This is a genomic window from Proteiniphilum sp. UBA5384 (genome assembly GCF_002410825.1).
GTDB lineage: Bacteria > Bacteroidota > Bacteroidia > Bacteroidales > Dysgonomonadaceae > Proteiniphilum.
In genome coordinates this window covers 38,399-57,071 of sequence record NZ_DHOS01000011.1, presented here as the reverse complement: position 1 = coordinate 57,071, position 18,673 = coordinate 38,399, and the positions used below count along the sequence as shown (strand labels likewise).

Here is an 18,673-nt window from a genome sequence, read left to right as displayed (position 1 = left end):
GAGCGGAAGACGGGACTCGAACCCGCGACCCTAACCTTGGCAAGGTTATGCTCTACCAACTGAGCTACTTCCGCAATAGTATTTAATAGTTCCCTGAATCTCTTTTCTGGGGTTTCCTTGCCAAGGTTAGTTTCCTCTTCCTTTTGGGGCAAGGTTATGCTTATATTTTTTGCGACTGCAAATGTAAATATGTTTCTCCGTATTTCAAAGGAATAAGGAGAATTTTTGCATACGCTTTTTCAATTTCCTAATTGATTACCCTATAACTGCCGTCCTGCAACTGAATAACAGTATATCTTTGCAAAGGTTCTGAAGAGGGTCCCGACTCCACATTGCCAATACCAAACATTGTTACATAAACTGAACCACATGAATTACATCTGACCTTACCGGCATAGCCATTCCCGTCGTAATCAGGGGATACTACCGCCTGCCGACTATCTTCATGGGGGCAGCAAAGGTCAAAAGCATACAAATTACCTCTCGCGTCGGTAATAACCAGCACGCCGGCATAACCAAAACGATCACTATTGAGACGACGATGCTCCTCTGTAAAGATTTTATAGCAGTCCGGATTTTTTAATTCGGAATCATAGCTCATCAGTTCAACCCTGAAATTCACCGGGCCATACGGAATAGTCTGGCGGGGGACTTCACTCCCACAGGAAACACCCAGAAAAATAATCAAAAAGAAAATGCTAATTCGTTCCATACATCACAGCGTAACTCCATCGAGGATACTATCTACTTGCTCTAATTCCTGTCGTGGGAAAGATATGTTTTCCAAATGGGAATTTCCTGTTCAAAGGCACGAATAATCATTTCACAGGCTGTCTCATAATCATCGGCAAATCCGAAGTTGTAACAGAGTCCCAGTGATATCTCAGTAAGTTGTATGCCGCTGTTTCCACAATAAGAATACCCCATAATGCCTGTTTTTTTATATTTGAAAATAATCACTGCATTTTTTTTTCAAGTTCTGCGTCGGTAATCACACTGACCACCGTCTGTCCGTCAGGTGTGTAAGTAGGTAAAGGAGAAGCGAATAATTGACTGACAATAAGCAGCATCTCCTCCGATGTCAACGTATTTCCATAAGGAATAGCCGTCATGAGCGCAAGTGAGAGTGCGATCGATTCCCGGATCTCCGATTTTACATCACTCCCCGTTTCCATACTTTTACCGATCATCGAACGGATTAACATTGCGGAATCAGCATTCTCAATTTCCGAAGGGACAGCCTGAACAGCAAAGCTGTTATTCCCCAGGTCGCTCAATTCAAAGCCAAGCGCCTCTAGATCGTCCATAATGGATGGCAAGGCAGCTGCCTCGGAAGCGGACAGATCTAATATTTCAGGGAACAATACCCGTTGCGAGACACCTTTTTTACTCTTAATCTGTTCAAGATACTTATCAAACAGAATACGCACATGTGCCCTGTGCTGATCGATAATCATCAGGCCCGATTTTACCGAAGTGAGTATGTACTTCTGTTTATACTGATAGTGTTCCGGAAAAAGTTCTGTTTCGGGTAGGTTCCGGTCGCTTCCCGCCGGTCTGAACAATGTGACATTATCGCTCTCCCCCTCTAAGTGCAGTTCTTTTTCCTTCTCAAACCCTTTGTAAAGTTGTTCCCAGCCAAAAGCGGGCACTGATTGCTTTGAAGTTTCGGAGCGGTGATTGTGAAAAGGGTTATAAGCAGGGTCTATATTCACCTTCGGCATTGAAGGAGAATGTGAGGGATTATAGATAGGTATTTCGGGGGCATCGTCACGGTCGAAGTCGATAGTCGGAATCGCATTGAATTTCCCTAGAGACTCTTTTACGGTTACCATGAGTATCTGCCAGAGGGCCTGTTCATTTTCGAACTTCACCTCAGTCTTGGTAGGATGTATATTTACATCAATCGTATCGGGATTAACCTCAAAATAGATGTAATAACCCGGCTTCTCACTGGCACCGATAAGTGGTTCAAATGCCATGGCGACAGCCCTATGAAAATAGGGATGCCGGATATACCTGTTATTTACAAAAAAGAACTGGTTCACCTTCCCTTTCCTGGCAAATTCAGGACGGGTCACATAGCCATGTATTTTCCCGAGAGTGGTTTCTTCATTGATTTCAATCAGTTGCTGATTGGTATTTTTTCCTTCTATCTGAACAATACGCTGCCTCAATCCCGTTTTTGGCAGATGAAGCGTTTCAATACCATTCTCGATAAGGGTAAATTCCACTTCCGGATTCACCAATACAATCCGCTCAAACTCCGTAAAAATATTGCGTCGTTCCGTTTCGTTTGATTTCAGGAATTTTCTTCTGGCCGGCACATTGAAAAAAATATTCTTTACAGTAATAGAAGTTCCGGTACCAGCAGCAATCATTTCTTGTTTTTCTACCGTCGAACCGGAGATGACCAGTAACGATCCCAATTCATCTTCTTCACGTCGGCTCTTCACCTCGATATGGGAGATTGCGGCAATAGAAGGGAGGGCTTCACCACGGAACCCCATTGTGGTGAGTGAAAATAGGTCGTCAGCATTTTTAATCTTGGAAGTGGCATGACGCTCAAAGGCCATCCGCAGATCGGTAGCTGACATTCCTTTCCCGTCATCAATCACCTGGATAAAGGTACGTCCGGCATCTTTTACGCTAAGGGTAATATGGGTAGCGCCGGCATCAAGCGAGTTCTCAATCAATTCCTTTACTACCGATGCAGGGCGCTGTATTACCTCACCCGCTGCAATTTGATTTGCAATAGAATCAGGAAGGAGATGGATAATATCTGGCATAGTAATACTTCTACTTTCTAACGTAATAACCAGAAAACAAAAAGTACAAAGAGAATCACCAATATAATGATGAGTAATCCGTTATTCGTAAAGAAAGTACTTTTCCCCGAACTTTGCCTATCCTTCCTTTTTTTAAGATGATGAGTCTGGGAAATGAATTCGGTTTTAAAATCTTTTCTTTCTATTGGTTTTTCCTCCGGCAGTACCCTCATCTCCCTTTTGACTCTCAGAATCCGGTCCTGCAAGTTCTTCTGCCGTTCCTCCTCTTCGGGATTATAGAGGATAGGAGTATAATTGAATTTACGCGGCTTCCGGTTATGATAAAAAAAGAAAACACCCATAATAAACTGCTGTTTGGTTTATACAAATATAGTGAAAGCCGAAGGAAAAGCCAAACTTGTTTGCATTTTTTCCGAGGCTCATTTTATATTATGACCGGTTAGAGCGTGATATCTTCTCTACGGAAGCGTCCCGAAGAGGGTGCAATGGCATCGGAGCTACGTTTCTCATTTCTCCGGAATATATCGCCGGGACCTGTAGGACGTAAATAATCGAGCCAGACAAATCCCTTGAGGCGGCTCTCTTCCTGTTTCAATAACGGCAAAGGGGTAGTAACGGCCGTGGTAGCCGACCATGTTTTCATTTTTTTTATTTTTTCATCTTCAATATCCATCGACAAATAAGCGCTTTCCATCTTATTTAACCCGATGATGGTACTGTCTTCCTGTTCAATATAATATAACGATGTAGCATCTCCTTCTACCAGCACCTGATGAACGGCACCATCGCGGAAGAAGGCAGTCATATCCCTACCACTCAACTGATTATATTGCTCTTCGACTCTTCTATCCTGAATAGCCAATGCATAATCTCTCACGATGGCTTTTTCTATGGTGGAATCGTTCAGGAAGATATCAATCCGGTTACCCAAAACCTGATTGTTTTCATTCCATATTATAGGTGTAGCAATCATGTCAGGCTTTCCAATCATATATAGAATAGAATCCGCTGAAGCATAATGCAACGAGTCACATACCCCCTGAATGTCAGACCGATAAAAACGCACATTATAGAAAGCTTTGATATCCCGGTGTATTGAATCGGTCTTCATAATAAGGGTATCTCCATGCACAAAGAGACTGTCACCTTGGGAGTAATCGATTGCATATGCCATATCGGTAGCCATCCCATACTCCGTCTTTTCCTCATAATAGCCATAATTTCCCCGAAGAATGGCCTTTTGCGCCTTGTCTTCAAGGAACATATCACCAAAAACCTCTCCTATACCGGTCTGACGGTTATAGAGGATGGTATCGCCAATAAGCACCTTCATGCCGTCGTTACTGTAAACCTCTGAACGGTCCAGCAATTTGGAGTCATCTGTGACAGTATTATACCACCCCTTGCTCGTATGGACGTACCCACTGTCCGACACAATACGGGAAGGCCCCAGGATGTCCACAAATTTTGATTCTGTATTATATTTGAGGGTATCGGCATAAATGGTATAATCCTCATTGACCAGTTTCACACTATCGCTGAACAGCGCTTCGTTGGTATCGGGACTATACTGTCCCCAGAAGGAGGTCAGTTCGTTTCTTTCATCCACCAGCATACCACCGTCGAAATAATACCCGAGATTGGTGGCTCGATCATAATCGAGGCTGTCTGTAAAGAGCGTCGTCGTACGGTCTTCCATCCGTATATTTTCCCGGAGACGGGCAAGACGGGTATTTCCATCATAGTGCAAGTAGTCGCCATATACAAAGATAGTGTCACCCTGCTCCATCCTCACATTGCTGAACGCCTCAAAAAAATTCTCCTGCTGATAAAGGTAAGCACTGTCGCAATACATAAATGCTCCCTCGTGAAAGAAAATCACATTTCCCGTAAGTATCTCCGCACTAAAACCACTCCTTTTACTCCAAAGATCGGCCTGCCTCATCTCTACGATTTCCGGCGCTTTTTCTGTACCGGATTTTAGCGGTACAGGCTGCTGGCTATAGGCCGAAGCTATAAAAAATAAAAACAACCCGGAAAGGAATATACTTCTTCCGAAAGATTGCGAACGGAGTCGTTTCATCGCAGTAAAAAAACAATTATTTCAGCCAATCTTTATATTTATACTCGCATCCCTGCCATTGCGGATCTATCCGAACATAAGTTTTCCTTATCTTCTCCTGGAGCCATTCATCCACAAGCGTTTGCTGCCTGTCACTCTCCGCCATCTGTTTGACGATCTGATAATCGTTATTGATATTGGCTTTATGACCTTCATTCCTCTCCGTGATTTTGATGATAGCCGCTACCTGGCGCCCTTTGTCATTCATCATAATAAACGGCTGGGATACCTCTCCTTTCTCCATCTCACCTGCTATTTTAGCTATATCCTGGTTGAGTTCGTTCAATGCGAAACGGGGTGTGCCACTGTTATGCCCCCTGTTATTATTCACCATGATACCCTTGTTGTTCCGGGTATCTTTATCGGCGGAAAGGTAGGTAGCCGCATCCTCAAATGTAATTTTCTTATCCATAATGCCGGTCCTGATGGAATCAAGACGTACCAATGCCGTGTCAAGCGACTCCTGCGGTGCCTTGGGTTTTAATAATATATGACGGAAATTTCCCATGTCGCCCCGCCGCTCAATTAACTGAATAATATGAAATCCATATTCAGACTCCACCACATTCGATACTTTAGCGGGATCACTTAAAGCAAAAGCAGTATTGGCAAATTCCGGGACGAACCCCGAACGGTTATTGAAACCCAGTTCTCCTCCTCTCATAGCTGATCCCGGGTCTTCAGAATGAAGCAAGGCCAAGGTCGACATGGTACTTTTGCCACTGGTTATCTGCTCCGTATATTCACGTAATCTCGCTTTTACTCTATCAATCTCAGACAAAGGAATTTCAGGCTCCACTGTAACAATCTGTACTTCCAATGTAGTAGGAATAAAAGGCAGGCTGTCCTGTGGAAGGGAGTTATAATATTTACGGATTTCAGATGGCGTCAACTGTACGTGCCCAAAATGTTTTTGTTGCACTCCTTCCACAAGTTGCTGCTCACGAATCTGGTCCCTCATATCCTCCCTGATAGTTGCCAGGTTTTTGCCATAATACTCCTCCAATCTTTCTACAGAACCCACTGAAGCTATATACTCGTTGACCAGATATTCAAGGGTGCGACTCACTTGCGACTCCTGCACAGTGATACTATCTAGTTTCGCCTGGTCAAGAAATAGTTTTCTGATAGCCAGTTGCTCGGGAATAAAACAATAGGGATCTCCTTCAATACGCTGATTCTGCATCAGTACCTCCTTACGATACTCCTCCACCTCCGACTTAAGAATGGCTTCATCTCCTACTACCCATACGATCTCGTCAATCACATTGTTCTGAGCTGTCAAACAGGGAGTAAGCGACAGCACTATAAGAAAAAATAATATCTTCACTGAGTAATTCATATGATTAATGTGCTAATATGCCAATATGCTAATGTGCCAATGGACAATTTGCCAATTGATTTATACGGATTTCAATCCTATATTCCAATTCTGACTTGTAAAAGTAATGATAATCCACTTAGCAGCAAAATAGTTCCATGGTTAAAAGTAGTTATAAACGATTGACACCAGAGAACAAGCAGAGACGCCCGATGAGCGTCTCTGCAAAACATACAACTGACCGTTTATCCTTCAATAGCTGCCTGTGCCGCCGCCAGGCGTGCGATAGGTACACGGAACGGCGAGCAGGATACATAGTTGAGCCCTACGGTATGGCAGAACTTCACCGATGAAGGTTCGCCCCCATGTTCACCGCAAATTCCACATTTGAGGGTAGGCCTGACTTCACGTCCTTTCTGTACAGCCATACTTACAAGCTGTCCTACACCATTCTGGTCGAGTACGGCAAACGGATCATGCTTCAGGATTCCCTTGTCGATATACATAGGCAGGAATTTAGCTACATCATCACGGCTATAACCAAATGTCATCTGCGTAAGGTCATTGGTCCCGAAAGAGAAGAAATCGGCTTCTTTCGCTATCTTGTGGGCCGTAAGTGCGGCACGGGGAATTTCTATCATTGTCCCAATCTTATATTCCACAGAGTCGCTCTTTTCTGCAAATACTTTTTGGATAGTATTCTCAATGATATCTTTCTGTGCTTTGAACTCATGAACAATGCCGGTAAGAGGTACCATGATTTCAGGACAAGCAGTGATACCCTCTTTTTTCAATTCGATGGCTACCTCCATAATAGCACGCGCCTGCATCTCGGTAATTTCCGGATAAAGGTTTCCCAGTCGGCAACCACGCAAACCAAGCATTGGATTTGATTCAAGCAGGCCTTCTACCCTTTCGTGAATATCCTTGTAGGAGATGCCCATTACTCTGGCCATTTCCATCTGTCCCTTTTCATCATGGGGAACAAACTCATGCAATGGAGGGTCGAGCAGTCGTACGGTAACGGGCAATCCATCCATCGCCCTGAAAATTCCAGAAAAGTCTTTTTTCTGTAAGGGAAGCAGTTTTTCCAATGCTTTTCGGCGTCCTTCTTCATCTTTGGCGAGAATCATCTCGCGCATGGGAATAATCTTATTTTCTTCGAAGAACATATGTTCGGTACGACACAACCCAATGCCTCTTGCACCGAAGTTCCGGGCCACTGTGGCATCATGCGGTGTGTCGGCATTGGTTCTCACATCCATCCGCGCATATTTGTCAGCGATTTCCATCAATTCATTGAAATCGGCATCCAATTCAGCATCCTGGGTTTCTATTCTGCCTTCATAAACAAGACCGGTAGAGCCATCCAAAGAAATCCAATCGCCCTCTTTCAGCTCCTTACCGTTAATAGTCATGGCACGCTCTTTATAACTGATTACCACATTATTGGCAGCTGAAACACAACATTTACCCATTCCCCTTGCCACTACAGCTGCATGGGAAGTCATCCCTCCACGTGCAGTAAGGATACCTTGTGCAGTAGCCATGCCGCGTAAATCTTCGGGTGATGTTTCAATACGGCAAAGGATTACTTTCTTACCCTGTTTACTCCACTCCTCGGCCTCATCGGCATGGAACACGATCTGACCGGCAGCCGCTCCCGGTGAAGCCGGCAGACCATTGGTCAAAGGCTTGGCCTGGGCAAGCGATTTCTTGTTGAAAACAGGGTGGAGCAACTCGTCCAACTTCTCGGCATCACACCGTATCAGCGCCGTTTTTTCGTCAATATACTCCTGATGAAGCATATCAATGGCAATCTTGACCATCGCCGCACCGGTACGTTTCCCGCTACGGGTCTGCAATAACCAGAGTTTACCGTCCTGTATGGTGAATTCTAGGTCTTGCATATCCTTGAAATAATCTTCCAGTTTTTGTTGCACTTCGATCAGTGCTTTTGCACATTCGGGGAGTGCCTCCTCGAGTGAAGGATATTTTGCCGCACGCTCCTCTTCGGAGATACCTTGCAATTTAGCCCAGCGGCGGGATCCCTCAATAGTGATTTGCTGCGGAGTGCGTACTCCTGCCACCACGTCCTCACCCTGTGCATCGACCAGGTACTCACCGTTGAAGATATCCTCCCCGGTGGCAGCATCACGGGTAAAAGCAACGCCTGTAGCAGACGTCTTACCCATATTGCCATATACCATCGCCTGGACGTTGACGGCCGTACCCCACTCTTCGGGGATATTGTTCATCTTACGGTAAAGTATTGCGCGTTCATTCATCCAACTGTCGAACACGGCACATACGGCTCCCCACAACTGATCCCACGGATTCACAGGGAAATCATTACCCGTATTTTCTTTTACGGCTGCTTTAAACTTCCTGACAAGTTCTTTCAGGTCGTCCGTGGTGAGATCGGTATCCAGTTCTATTCCTTTCGATTCCTTCACCTCTTCCATGATTTCCTCAAAAGGATCGATATCCTCCTTGCTCTGGGGTTTCATACCCAATACTACATCTCCGTACATCTGTACAAAACGGCGATAGGAATCCCATGCAAAACGTTCATTACCCGATTTCCGGGCAATTCCTTCCACGGCATCGTCATTCAGACCGAGGTTCAATACGGTATCCATCATTCCCGGCATGGATACACGCGAACCGGAACGAACAGATACCAGACAAGGATTTTCCTTATCTCCGAATTTTGTACCTGTCAGCTTCTCAATTTGGGCTACAGCTTGCTCAACTTCTCCTTTAAGGAGACCTACCACATAATCTCTACCCAATTCATTATATTCCGTACAGACCTCTGTGGTAATGGTAAATCCCGGAGGAACGGGGACACCAATCAAATTCATTTCAGCAAGGTTTGCTCCTTTTCCTCCGAGCAGGTTTTTCATATCCGCCCGCCCTTCGGCCTCTCCGTTTCCAAAGGTATAAACTCTCTTTTTTTCCATTTGATGTTAAAATAATGACACGTTAAATGTTAAATTATATTATTATCTTTGTTTTATCCAGCAAATATAAGAATTTATCTAAAATATAAGTCATTATGACATATTACTTTTCTCTATAAAGTATTTTATTCCATTCCTTTTATGGTCTTCGACTCTATTCTCTTTACGGAATCCGATTCCACTCTTTCTATGGAATCCAACTTCACTTTTCCTATAGAATCCGGTTCCGCTCTTTTTACGGAATCCGGCTCCGGGAAGGTTATAGAATCGGCCCTCAAGGTTTTTTCTCTGGAATCTATTTCCAAACTATCCGATGCTGAAGAAGTGGAGGGAATATCTCCTAAATATATATTGTACAACTGGATAGGAGGTACTTTTCCCAAATCTTGCAGATGAATAAAACCGCTTATACCGGTAATGGTATCGCCTGGAATATATTTCGATGCGGAAAATTCGTATGTTTTATTTTCAGTTATTCCTTTAAGCCTATAAATAGTAGTATCGGAATAGGTCAACTCGAGTACCGATATAAAAGGAGCGTCAAACCGGGAAGGGATCCCTATCACTTTGAATGAGAACATGAAATCATCGCCTGTGATCTTGGAGGAGATTTCGGTGGAATCTAATCGGAATCTGAATCCTTTTCTTATACCGGGTCTCGAATAGTCATACATCGGCGGCAGGTAGGAGAGCGGCAACAGTGAGGGATCCTGGAACGACCGGCTTTGCTGGGCTATCAGCAGGTCAACTTCTTGTCGCGAGCGCTGCAGCCGGGATTTTACAGAATCATTCATTTTCAGATAGATATCAATTTTATCGGAATACCACGATAAAGAACTGTCCCATTGTGCCGGCGTAATTTTATGCGCTTTGAATACCCTGTTGATATATGCTTCTTTTTTCTCGGGAGTGTCAAAATTTTGATAGTCGTTTTCCATGGTGGCTTCAGCGATATATATATCGTACATCAACCGCTCCATCTGTTTTCTGTTCAACACCTCTTTCGGCCGGTTCTGACAAGAGTAGGCCAGACCGCCTATCAGGATGAATAAAAACAAATATAAAACGCTTTTTTTATTCTTCACCACCAATTTTCTGATCTAGTTTTTCTTTTTCCAACCTTTCACGCTCACTTTTGGAGAGCAATGAAAAGGATAATGTCTTCCTGTAAAAAAGTAATATCAGGATGACCCCAACGGTAATCGCCGAATCGGCAATATTAAAGATAAACCGGAAGAAAAGAAACTCTTTTCCTCCCACAAACGGTATCCAATCGGGGTAAGTACCGCTGATCAATGGGAAGTAGAGCATATCCACCACCCTTCCGTGAAGCAATGAAGCATACCCTTCACCCCAAGGGACCAACGACGCCACATGTCCCGGATAACTTGCCTCAAAAATAACGCCGTAGAAAATACTATCTATTATATTTCCGGACGCACCGGCCAGAATCAATGCCACACAGGCAATGAATCCTGCACGGTAATTCTGCCTGATCAACCGCCCCAGATATATCACGATAAAAACAACAGCAATGATACGGAAAAGCGAGAGAAACAATTTTCCTCCCGCTTCAATACCAAAAGCCATACCGTTATTTTCTACAAAATAGATCTTGAACCAACTGAAAACATTAATGATATCATATAATCCCATATGGGTTTTGACCCATATCTTGGAAAGTTGATCAATAAGGAGTACCGCCAAAACAACAGCAATGGCGACCCATCTATTCCGTGTGCTACTCCTCATTTCTTCTTTTGCGATTTGGCCTCGATACTCAATGTAGCATGAGGGACTGCACGAAGACGTTCTTTGGGGATCAATTTACCGGTCTCACGGCATATACCATAGGTTCCGTTTTCAATACGTACCAAGGCAGCCTGCAGATTTTGGATAAATTTCATCTGGCGCTGAGCCAATCGTCCGGCCTCCTCTTTTGAGAGTGTTGAAGCACCTTCTTCCAGCACCTTATAAGTGGGGGAGGTATCCACCGTATCGTTTCCATCCGCATTAGTTACTGCAGCACGATAATTTTCATACTCCTGCTTGGCTACCTGCAACTTTTCATTGATGATAGCACGGAATTCTTCTAATTCCTCGTCCGAATATCTTGTTTTCTCGCTCATAATAGTTCGTTGTTTATTGTACAAAGATAAACATATTTCATGTAATTCTCAACTGTTCCTTATTACGCTGACAGTAAGCGGTATATCATCGATATCAATTTCATTTTCAAGCCTTTCAGGCACAATAATGATTTCATCTGCCAATACCTGATTTTTGATATAACCGGCATTACGGGTGATCGCCTCATCAAAAGCAGAATCAGACGAAAGCTTCACAATAATACGATCGGTAATTTCAAAATCTTTTGCTTTCCGCAGGTTCTGTATCCTGTTCACCAATTCACGGGCGATCCCTTCTTCTTTCAACTCTTCAGTAAGGGTGACATCCAGTGCCACCGTCAACCGTCCTTCATTGGCTACCAACCATCCCGGTATATCTTCAGAGATGATTTCCACATCGTCGAGAGTCACCACTGCCTCTTGTCCCCCGACAGTTATACTAAGTTCCGCATTCTTTTCCAGCTCCTGTATCTCCTCCGACGTCATCTCCTGTATCCTGGGAGCCAGCTGTTTCATTATTTTCCCGTAACGGGGACCCAGTTTCTTGAAATCGGGTTTCACTCGTTTCACCAATATCTCACTGGCAGTGTCAACGAACTGCAATTCTTTCACATTCACCTCGTTAAGGATCAGCGATTCCACCGCCTTCATATTTTTCCTCTGCTCTTCATCCACTACGGGAATCATAATCCGGGAGAGAGGCTGCCGCACTTTAATATTCACCTTCCTCCTGAGTGACAATACGATAGACGATGTTGTCTGGGCAAGGTACATCTGCTCTTCAAGCTGTTTATCGATGAGAGACTCCTTCCACAGCGGAAAATCGGACAGATGCACCGATTCAAAGTGTTCGCTGCCGGTTGCCGATGTCAGATCGAGATAAAGTCTGTCGGCATAAAAGGGAGCGATGGGCGCCATCAGTTTTGATACAGCCACCAGGCATTGATACAATGTCTGGTAGGCCGACAACTTGTCATCGGTCATTTCCCCTCCCCAGAAACGCTTGCGGTTAAGACGTACGTACCAGTTGCTGAGATGATCATTGACGAAATCAGCGATAGCACGTCCGGCCCGGGTGGGTTCATAGGTGTCATAGCTTTGATCGACTTCTTTGATTAACGAATGAAGCATCGACAATATCCAGCGGTCGATCTCAGGCCGTTTGTCGAAAGCAATTTGCCGGTATTGGTCATGAAAGTCGTCCACATTGGCATATAACACGAAGAACGAATAGGTGTTATAAAGCGTGCCGAAAAATTTACGGCGTGCCTCTTCTATCCCTTCCATATCGAATTTCAGGTTCTCCCATGGAGCGGCATTTGTGATCATATACCACCGCAACGGATCGGAGCCATATTTTTCTATGGTTTCAAAAGGATCTACTGCATTGCCCAACCGTTTCGACATCTTATTACCGTTCTTATCAAGCACTAACCCATTGGATACCACATTTTTAAAGGCCACACTCCCCTTTACCATCGCTGCAATGGCATGCAAAGTGTAGAACCACCCGCGGGTCTGGTCCACCCCCTCCGCGATAAAGTCGGCAGGAAAAACTTTCCGGAACTCATCTTCCGGGATATGAGGATAAAATACCTGCGCAAAAGGCATGGCTCCACTGTCGAACCATACATCTATCAAATCCGTCTCACGGCGCATGGGTTTGCCGCTCCCGGAAACCAGTATTATATCATCCACATAAGGACGGTGCAGGTCTATCTTGTCATAGTCCGGGTCGTCGTTTAAGTCCAGGCCCTTCCAAGGCAATTCTTTCATCACCCCTGCCTCCATTGCCTTGCGTATCTCCTCAAAGAGTTCTTTTAGCGAACCGATACATTTTTCTTCCTTACCGTCTTCGGTACGCCATACCGGGAGAGGTGTACCCCAATAACGGCTACGGCTCAGGTTCCAATCCTGCAGGTTTTCGAGCCATTTGCCGAAACGCCCGGTACCGGTAGACTGAGGCTTCCAATTGATAGTGTTGTTGAGCTCTATCATCTTGTCGCGACAGGCCGTTGTACGCACAAACCAGCTATCCAGCGGATAGTATAATACCGGCTTATCAGTCCTCCAGCAGTGCGGATAGTTGTGTACCTGTTTCTCTATACGGAATGCCCGGTTTTGCTGTTTCAGCATCACCGAAAGATCCACATCAAGCGTGGCATCCTCATCAGTCAGTGAATCATCATAAGCATTCTTTACATATCTGCCGGCATATTCACCATAAAGTTCCCTGTCTACATTTTGTACCACAAAACCGGGATCAAGGTCTTCAATGCGGAAATATTTCCCCGTAAGATCTACCATGGGGCGGATATTTCCCTCTTTATCGGTCAGGGTCAGACCGGGCACATCATACTCTTTCCCCACTTTTGCGTCATCTGCACCAAACGTAGGCGCGACGTGCACGATACCGGTACCGTCCTCGGTGGTTACAAAATCACCTGTCACCACTTTCAAGCCGTTCTCCGACACCTTCACCCAGGGGATGAGTTGTTCGTATGCTATACCGACCAAATCAGTGCCTTTCCACTCTTTATCGAGCACTCGGAAAGGAATATTCTTATCGCCCGGCCTATAGTCCTCGAGCGGAAGTTCACTATTTTTCGCAGGGAAATAAGTATTCAGCAAGCTTTTGGCCAATATGGCTGTCATCGGACTGCCGCTATATGGATTATAGGTCTGGACCGCCACATAGTCGATTCTGGGGCCTACTGCCAATAACACGTTGGAAGGCAGTGTCCACGGCGTAGTGGTCCATGCCAGAAAGAAAGGTTCCCCAAACTCTGTCCATTCCGGCAAAGGGTTCTTTATCAAGAATTGGGCCGTACAGGTCGTATCCTTCACATCGCGGTAGCAACCCGGCTGGTTCAGTTCGTGTGTACTGAGACCGGTACCGGCGGCAGGCGAGTAGGGCTGTATGGTATATCCCTTATAGAGATATCCTTTATTATATAATTCCTTCAGTAAATACCAGAGACTTTCGATATAATGATTATCATAGGTGATATAGGGATCGCTCATATCAACCCAATAGCCCATTTTCCGGGTGAGATCTTCCCACTCCCGGGTATATTTCATCACTTCAGTGCGGCATGCCGCATTATATTCTTCAACCGATATTTTTTTTCCGATATCTTCTTTGGTAATGCCAAGCGATTTTTCCACGCCCAGTTCCACTGGAAGGCCATGTGTATCCCATCCGGCCTTCCGGTTTACCAGAAAGCCTTTCATTGTTTTATACCGACAGAAAATATCTTTAATGGAACGTGCAATCACATGATGGATACCCGGCATCCCGTTAGCCGAGGGAGGCCCTTCGTAAAACACGAACGGCATATGTCCCTGCCGCGTTTCCAGACTTTTCCTGAAAACCTCTTTCTCATCCCAGGCTTTCAACATCTCTTTATTTATCTTCGAGAGGTCTAAATGGTTATATTCCGGAAATTTCTTATTCATTGTCACTGAAATTTATACCACACAAAAATTAAGGTGCAAAGGTAGTAATAATATTACAATCGTATTTGCGTTTTAGCGTTCAAAATGATAATTTTGTAAAATGATAATCACCTTGTCACATTTAACTGAAAATTAAAATAGAATCAAAATGAGTAAAAGAATTTTAGGTCGATGGGTTTTTGCGATATTATTGATTATGTCATTTGGGTGCTCTTCTTTAAATGAAATGACCGTAGCTTCATACAATGTGCGCAACGACAATAAGGGGGATGTTGAAAGAGGAAATGACTGGAGGAACAGGTATCCTGTCATTACGCAGATTATCCTTTATAATGATATCGAAATCTTCGGCGCCCAGGAGGTGCTGGATCATATGTTACACAATATGCTCGACAACCTGCCCGGATACAGCTATATCGGAGTGGGACGTGATGACGGGGATAAAAAAGGAGAATATGCCCCTATTTTTTATAAGACCGACCGCTTTGAGTTGCTACGTTCCGGGGATTTCTGGTTGTCTGAAAACACTGATTATCCCAATAAGGGATGGGATGCCGCACTTCCGCGTATCTGCACCTGGGGAGAATTTAAAGACAAAAAGAGCAAACTGCGCTTCTATTTTTTCAACCTCCATATGGACCACGTAGGAGTGGTTGCCCGTGATGAAAGTTCAAAACTCGTACTACGCAAGATCAGGGAGATGTGTGGCGAAGAGCCTGTTATACTTACCGGCGATTTCAATGTAGACCAGACAAATAATAACTATCAGATCCTCTCCGGATCGGGTATATTAAAAGACTCCTATGAAGCCGCACAATTCCGTTTCGCGCTCAATGGCACTTTCAATGCTTTCGATCCCAATTTAAAGACTGACAGCCGTATAGACCATATATTTGTTTCACCCTCTTTTAACGTGGAAAAATATGGCATCCTCACCGATACCTATCGCATACAATTGAGTGACAGTATTATCAAAAAAGGTGATTTTCCGAAAGAAGTAAGCCTGAAGGATTATATCGCACGTACACCATCGGATCACTTTCCGGTAAAAGTGAACCTTTCATTCAAAAAATAAAAAACAATATGAGAACTACTTGGTTATTATCTTTCTTTTACCTTCCTCTCTTTCTTTTCGCCCAAGGTGTGCAAATAACAAACGGTCCTTATATTCAACAGGTGGGAGAGAACGAAGCGACTATCGTCTGGACAACCAATAACGATGCTGTATCATGGCTCGAACTGGCTCCTGCCGGGAATGACAGTTTCTATGCCTCCGAGAGGGCCAAGTATTACGATACTTCCCACGGCAATCGTGTAATAGGTAAATTACACCGTATAACGGTGAAAGGTCTTTCTCCCGGAACTGAGTACCGGTACAGGATTTTCTCAAAGGAAGTAACCGGCTACGCAGGCCATCAGGTATTATTCGGCACGATTGCGTCATCCAATGTATTCAGGAATAAGCCTTTATCCTTCACAACTTTGGATAAGAATAAAAATACATTTTCCTTCCGTGTGGTCAACGACATACACGGTAAAAACGATAATTTACGGGCAATGCTGCATGATGTGACTAAAAAAAACACCGATCTGGTGATCTTTAACGGGGATATGATTTCCACCCTCAATGATGAAAAAGAAATATTCACCGGTTTTATGGATACGGCTGTAGAACTTTTCGCCAAGGAAATCCCTATATATTATACGCGGGGAAACCATGAAACCAGAGGGAGGGCAAACACCAGGCTCTACGACTATTTCCCCAGCAACAACGGACATTTTTATTATACTTTTCGACAGGGGCCTGCTTTCTTCCTGGTAATCGACAGTGGTGAAGATAAACCCGACTCTGATATCGAATATTCCGAATTGGCACAATTCGATAACTACAGGGATCAACAAAAAGAGTGGATTGAAACAGTCATTGCCACACCAGAATTTCAATCGGCCCCCTTCCGGATTGTCATCATGCACATTCCACCGACCGGCACAACATGGCATGGTTCGCAGGATATCACACTGAAATTCATACCTTTGCTGAACAATGCCAATATCGACATAATGTTGTGCGGACATACGCATGAGTATCAATACATCGACAAAGGGGAAGCCCCAAACCTTCGGTTTCCCGTGCTTATCAATGACGATGAAACTTATCTCGATATAGCAGTGGATTCCCGTATTGAAATAAAACAGAAAGACATGGAGGGAAAAACTCTACATTCACATATTATCAAGAAATAAGAAAATTAAAGCGGGAAAATCCCGCAAAGGGTACATTGCAAAAAGCCCCGACTCAATGAGAAGTCGGGGCTTATTTATCAATAGACAGAACTGTTCAAAGGAGTTTCTCTAACGCCTTTTTAATACGCCCTATTGCTTCGGTAATATTTCCATCGGAAGTAGCATATGACAAACGAATACATCCCGGAGCACCAAAAGCGTCACCTCCTACGCAGGCAACATGGGCCTCTTCCAGGAGATACATAGCCAGGTCTGAGGCTGTATGTATCGTTCTTCCATTATATGACCGTTCTAAATAATATGAGCACTCGGGAAAAATATAAAAAGCACCCATCGGGTTATTCACTTTCAATCCCGGAATTTGCCCCAGCAGATCCACAATAAGGTCCCTCCTCCGTTCAAAAGCCGTACGCATTTCACTTACACAGGACTGATCCCCGGTATAAGCTGCCACGGCTGCTTTTTGCGAGATCGATGACGGTCCAGAGGTATATTGTCCCTGCAACATGCTGCAAGCCGAGGCAATCCATTGGGCTGAGGCACTCCATCCGATACGCCATCCAGTCATGGCATATCCTTTCGAGACCCCGTTTACCACTACCACACGATCACGGATGGTGGCAAATTGTGCTATCGACTCATGTTGTCCGACATAATTGATGTGTTCATATATCTCATCCGCAATCACATACACGTTGGGATATTTTTCCAATACTGCCGTGAATGCTTTCAATTCATCTTTAGTATATACACTTCCTGTCGGGTTCGAGGGTGAGCATAGAATCAAAGCTTTCGTCTTCGGGGTAATGGCCTCTTCCAGCTGCTGGGGAGTAATTTTAAAATCCTGTGCGATACCGGTATAAATAAATACCGTTTTTCCTTCCGCTAATTTTACCATCTCCGGGTAACTTACCCAGTAGGGAGCAGGAATAATCACCTCTTCACCCTTATCTACAATAGAAAGGATTACATTACACAACGACTGTTTTGCTCCTCCCGAGACGACGATCTGTGCCGGAGTATATTCCAGTTCATTTTCAACTTCCAATTTCTCGCAGATGGCCTTCTTCAGGTCAGGGAAACCGGCCACCGGTGAATAAAATGAAAAATTATCGTCAATTGCTTTTTTAGCTGCCTCCTTTATATGTTTGGGAGTAGTAAAATCGGGTTCACCCACACTCATGTTAATTACATCAATGCCCCGGGCTTTCAGTTCACTGCTCTTCTGCGCCATCGCAAAAGTTTCAGAAGGCGATAAAGCGGCCAATCGTGCTGATAATAAATCCTTCATAAATTGTAATAATGATTATTTTGTTAGATAACGAGAGCAAAGATACAAAAAAAAGGCTGCATAAAGCAACCTCCGCGATATATAATAATTGGAATAAATTTTCAAAATAAAGCTTTCGTAATCCCTTTTGGATTACTCAGCTTCAGACAAATGTCCGTTTCATCAGCTTGCCATACGCAAGCCGGCCCTCAAATTTCTAAGTCTGTTCATCCTGTTTACACGGTATGCGGCAGACCCGTTTGAGATGTTCTGCTCCAGATACTTTATCTGAGACAGAATTTCTTCTTTAGTTAGGCTTTTGATAGTCATAATTTTCTTCTATTTAAAAGTTATGATTTATCGGCAACCGTTT

At 44.2% G+C, this 18,673-nt stretch carries 14 protein-coding genes and 1 tRNA gene; 2 read left to right on the top strand and 13 right to left on the bottom strand.

The genetic code is table 11. The annotated features are described in order from the left end of the window. Nucleotide 1: 1 nt before the first annotated feature. The 12 genes from B4G81_RS04450 to ileS all read right to left on the bottom strand — a co-directional run bounded on the left by B4G81_RS04450 (nucleotide 2) and on the right by ileS (nucleotide 14,786). Nucleotides 2-74: transfer RNA gene (locus tag B4G81_RS04450), tRNA-Gly, on the bottom strand. Nucleotides 75-247: 173 nt separating this feature from the next. Next, a complete protein-coding gene (locus B4G81_RS04445; protein WP_294080525.1) occupies nucleotides 248-712 on the bottom strand; it encodes a Rieske 2Fe-2S domain-containing protein in 465 nt (154 codons plus the stop codon). Between the two features lie 41 nt (nucleotides 713-753). Beyond that, entirely contained in the window at nucleotides 754-927 is a 174-nt protein-coding gene (locus tag B4G81_RS04440; RefSeq protein ID WP_294080524.1) for a hypothetical protein, read from the bottom strand. A gap of 29 nt (nucleotides 928-956) precedes the next feature. Beyond that, the gene (gene mutL / locus B4G81_RS04435; RefSeq protein WP_294080522.1) at nucleotides 957-2,789 is read right to left on the bottom strand and encodes a DNA mismatch repair endonuclease MutL; all 1,833 of its coding nucleotides are present in this window, start codon (nucleotides 2,787-2,789) and stop codon (nucleotides 957-959) included. Between the two features lie 17 nt (nucleotides 2,790-2,806). Beyond that, nucleotides 2,807-3,130: a hypothetical protein gene (locus B4G81_RS04430; protein ID WP_294080520.1), complete on the bottom strand. Its 324-nt coding sequence runs from the start codon at nucleotides 3,128-3,130 to the stop codon at nucleotides 2,807-2,809. Between the two features lie 98 nt (nucleotides 3,131-3,228). After that, nucleotides 3,229-4,872, bottom strand: a complete 1,644-nt coding sequence (locus tag B4G81_RS04425) for an OstA-like protein (RefSeq protein ID WP_294080518.1) — start codon at nucleotides 4,870-4,872, stop codon at nucleotides 3,229-3,231. Nucleotides 4,873-4,888: 16 nt separating this feature from the next. Next, a complete protein-coding gene (locus tag B4G81_RS04420; protein ID WP_294080517.1) occupies nucleotides 4,889-6,253 on the bottom strand; it encodes a peptidylprolyl isomerase in 1,365 nt (454 codons plus the stop codon). Nucleotides 6,254-6,477: 224 nt separating this feature from the next. After that, nucleotides 6,478-9,198 (bottom strand): pyruvate, phosphate dikinase, encoded by a 2,721-nt coding sequence (gene ppdK, locus B4G81_RS04415; protein WP_294080514.1) that lies wholly within the window; start codon nucleotides 9,196-9,198, stop codon nucleotides 6,478-6,480. A 125-nt stretch (nucleotides 9,199-9,323) separates the two neighbouring features. Beyond that, entirely contained in the window at nucleotides 9,324-10,256 is a 933-nt protein-coding gene (locus B4G81_RS04410) for a DUF4296 domain-containing protein (protein WP_294080512.1), read from the bottom strand. Nucleotides 10,257-10,272: 16 nt separating this feature from the next. After that, nucleotides 10,273-10,950: a lipoprotein signal peptidase gene (locus B4G81_RS04405; RefSeq protein WP_294080510.1), complete on the bottom strand. Its 678-nt coding sequence runs from the start codon at nucleotides 10,948-10,950 to the stop codon at nucleotides 10,273-10,275. Beyond that, entirely contained in the window at nucleotides 10,947-11,327 is a 381-nt protein-coding gene (locus B4G81_RS04400) for a TraR/DksA family transcriptional regulator (RefSeq protein ID WP_294080508.1), read from the bottom strand. Before B4G81_RS04400 ends, B4G81_RS04405 begins: the two co-directional genes overlap by 4 nt. Nucleotides 11,328-11,375: 48 nt before the next feature. Then, nucleotides 11,376-14,786 (bottom strand): isoleucine--tRNA ligase, encoded by a 3,411-nt coding sequence (ileS, locus tag B4G81_RS04395; RefSeq protein WP_294080506.1) that lies wholly within the window; start codon nucleotides 14,784-14,786, stop codon nucleotides 11,376-11,378. Nucleotides 14,787-14,934: 148 nt separating this feature from the next. On the opposite strand from ileS, the gene B4G81_RS04390 reads away from it, so the two are divergent. Together B4G81_RS04390 and B4G81_RS04385 are read left to right on the top strand one after the other, a co-directional pair. Further along, the gene (locus tag B4G81_RS04390) at nucleotides 14,935-15,861 is read left to right on the top strand and encodes an endonuclease/exonuclease/phosphatase family protein (RefSeq protein ID WP_414703165.1); all 927 of its coding nucleotides are present in this window, start codon (nucleotides 14,935-14,937) and stop codon (nucleotides 15,859-15,861) included. A gap of 8 nt (nucleotides 15,862-15,869) precedes the next feature. Then, a complete protein-coding gene (locus tag B4G81_RS04385; RefSeq protein ID WP_294080504.1) occupies nucleotides 15,870-17,030 on the top strand; it encodes an FN3 domain-containing metallophosphoesterase family protein in 1,161 nt (386 codons plus the stop codon). 94 nt (nucleotides 17,031-17,124) lie between these two features. Here B4G81_RS04385 and B4G81_RS04380 read toward each other — a convergent pair whose 3' ends face one another. Further along, nucleotides 17,125-18,321, bottom strand: a complete 1,197-nt coding sequence (locus B4G81_RS04380) for a pyridoxal phosphate-dependent aminotransferase (protein ID WP_294080502.1) — start codon at nucleotides 18,319-18,321, stop codon at nucleotides 17,125-17,127. Between the last annotated feature and the right edge of the window lie 352 nt (nucleotides 18,322-18,673).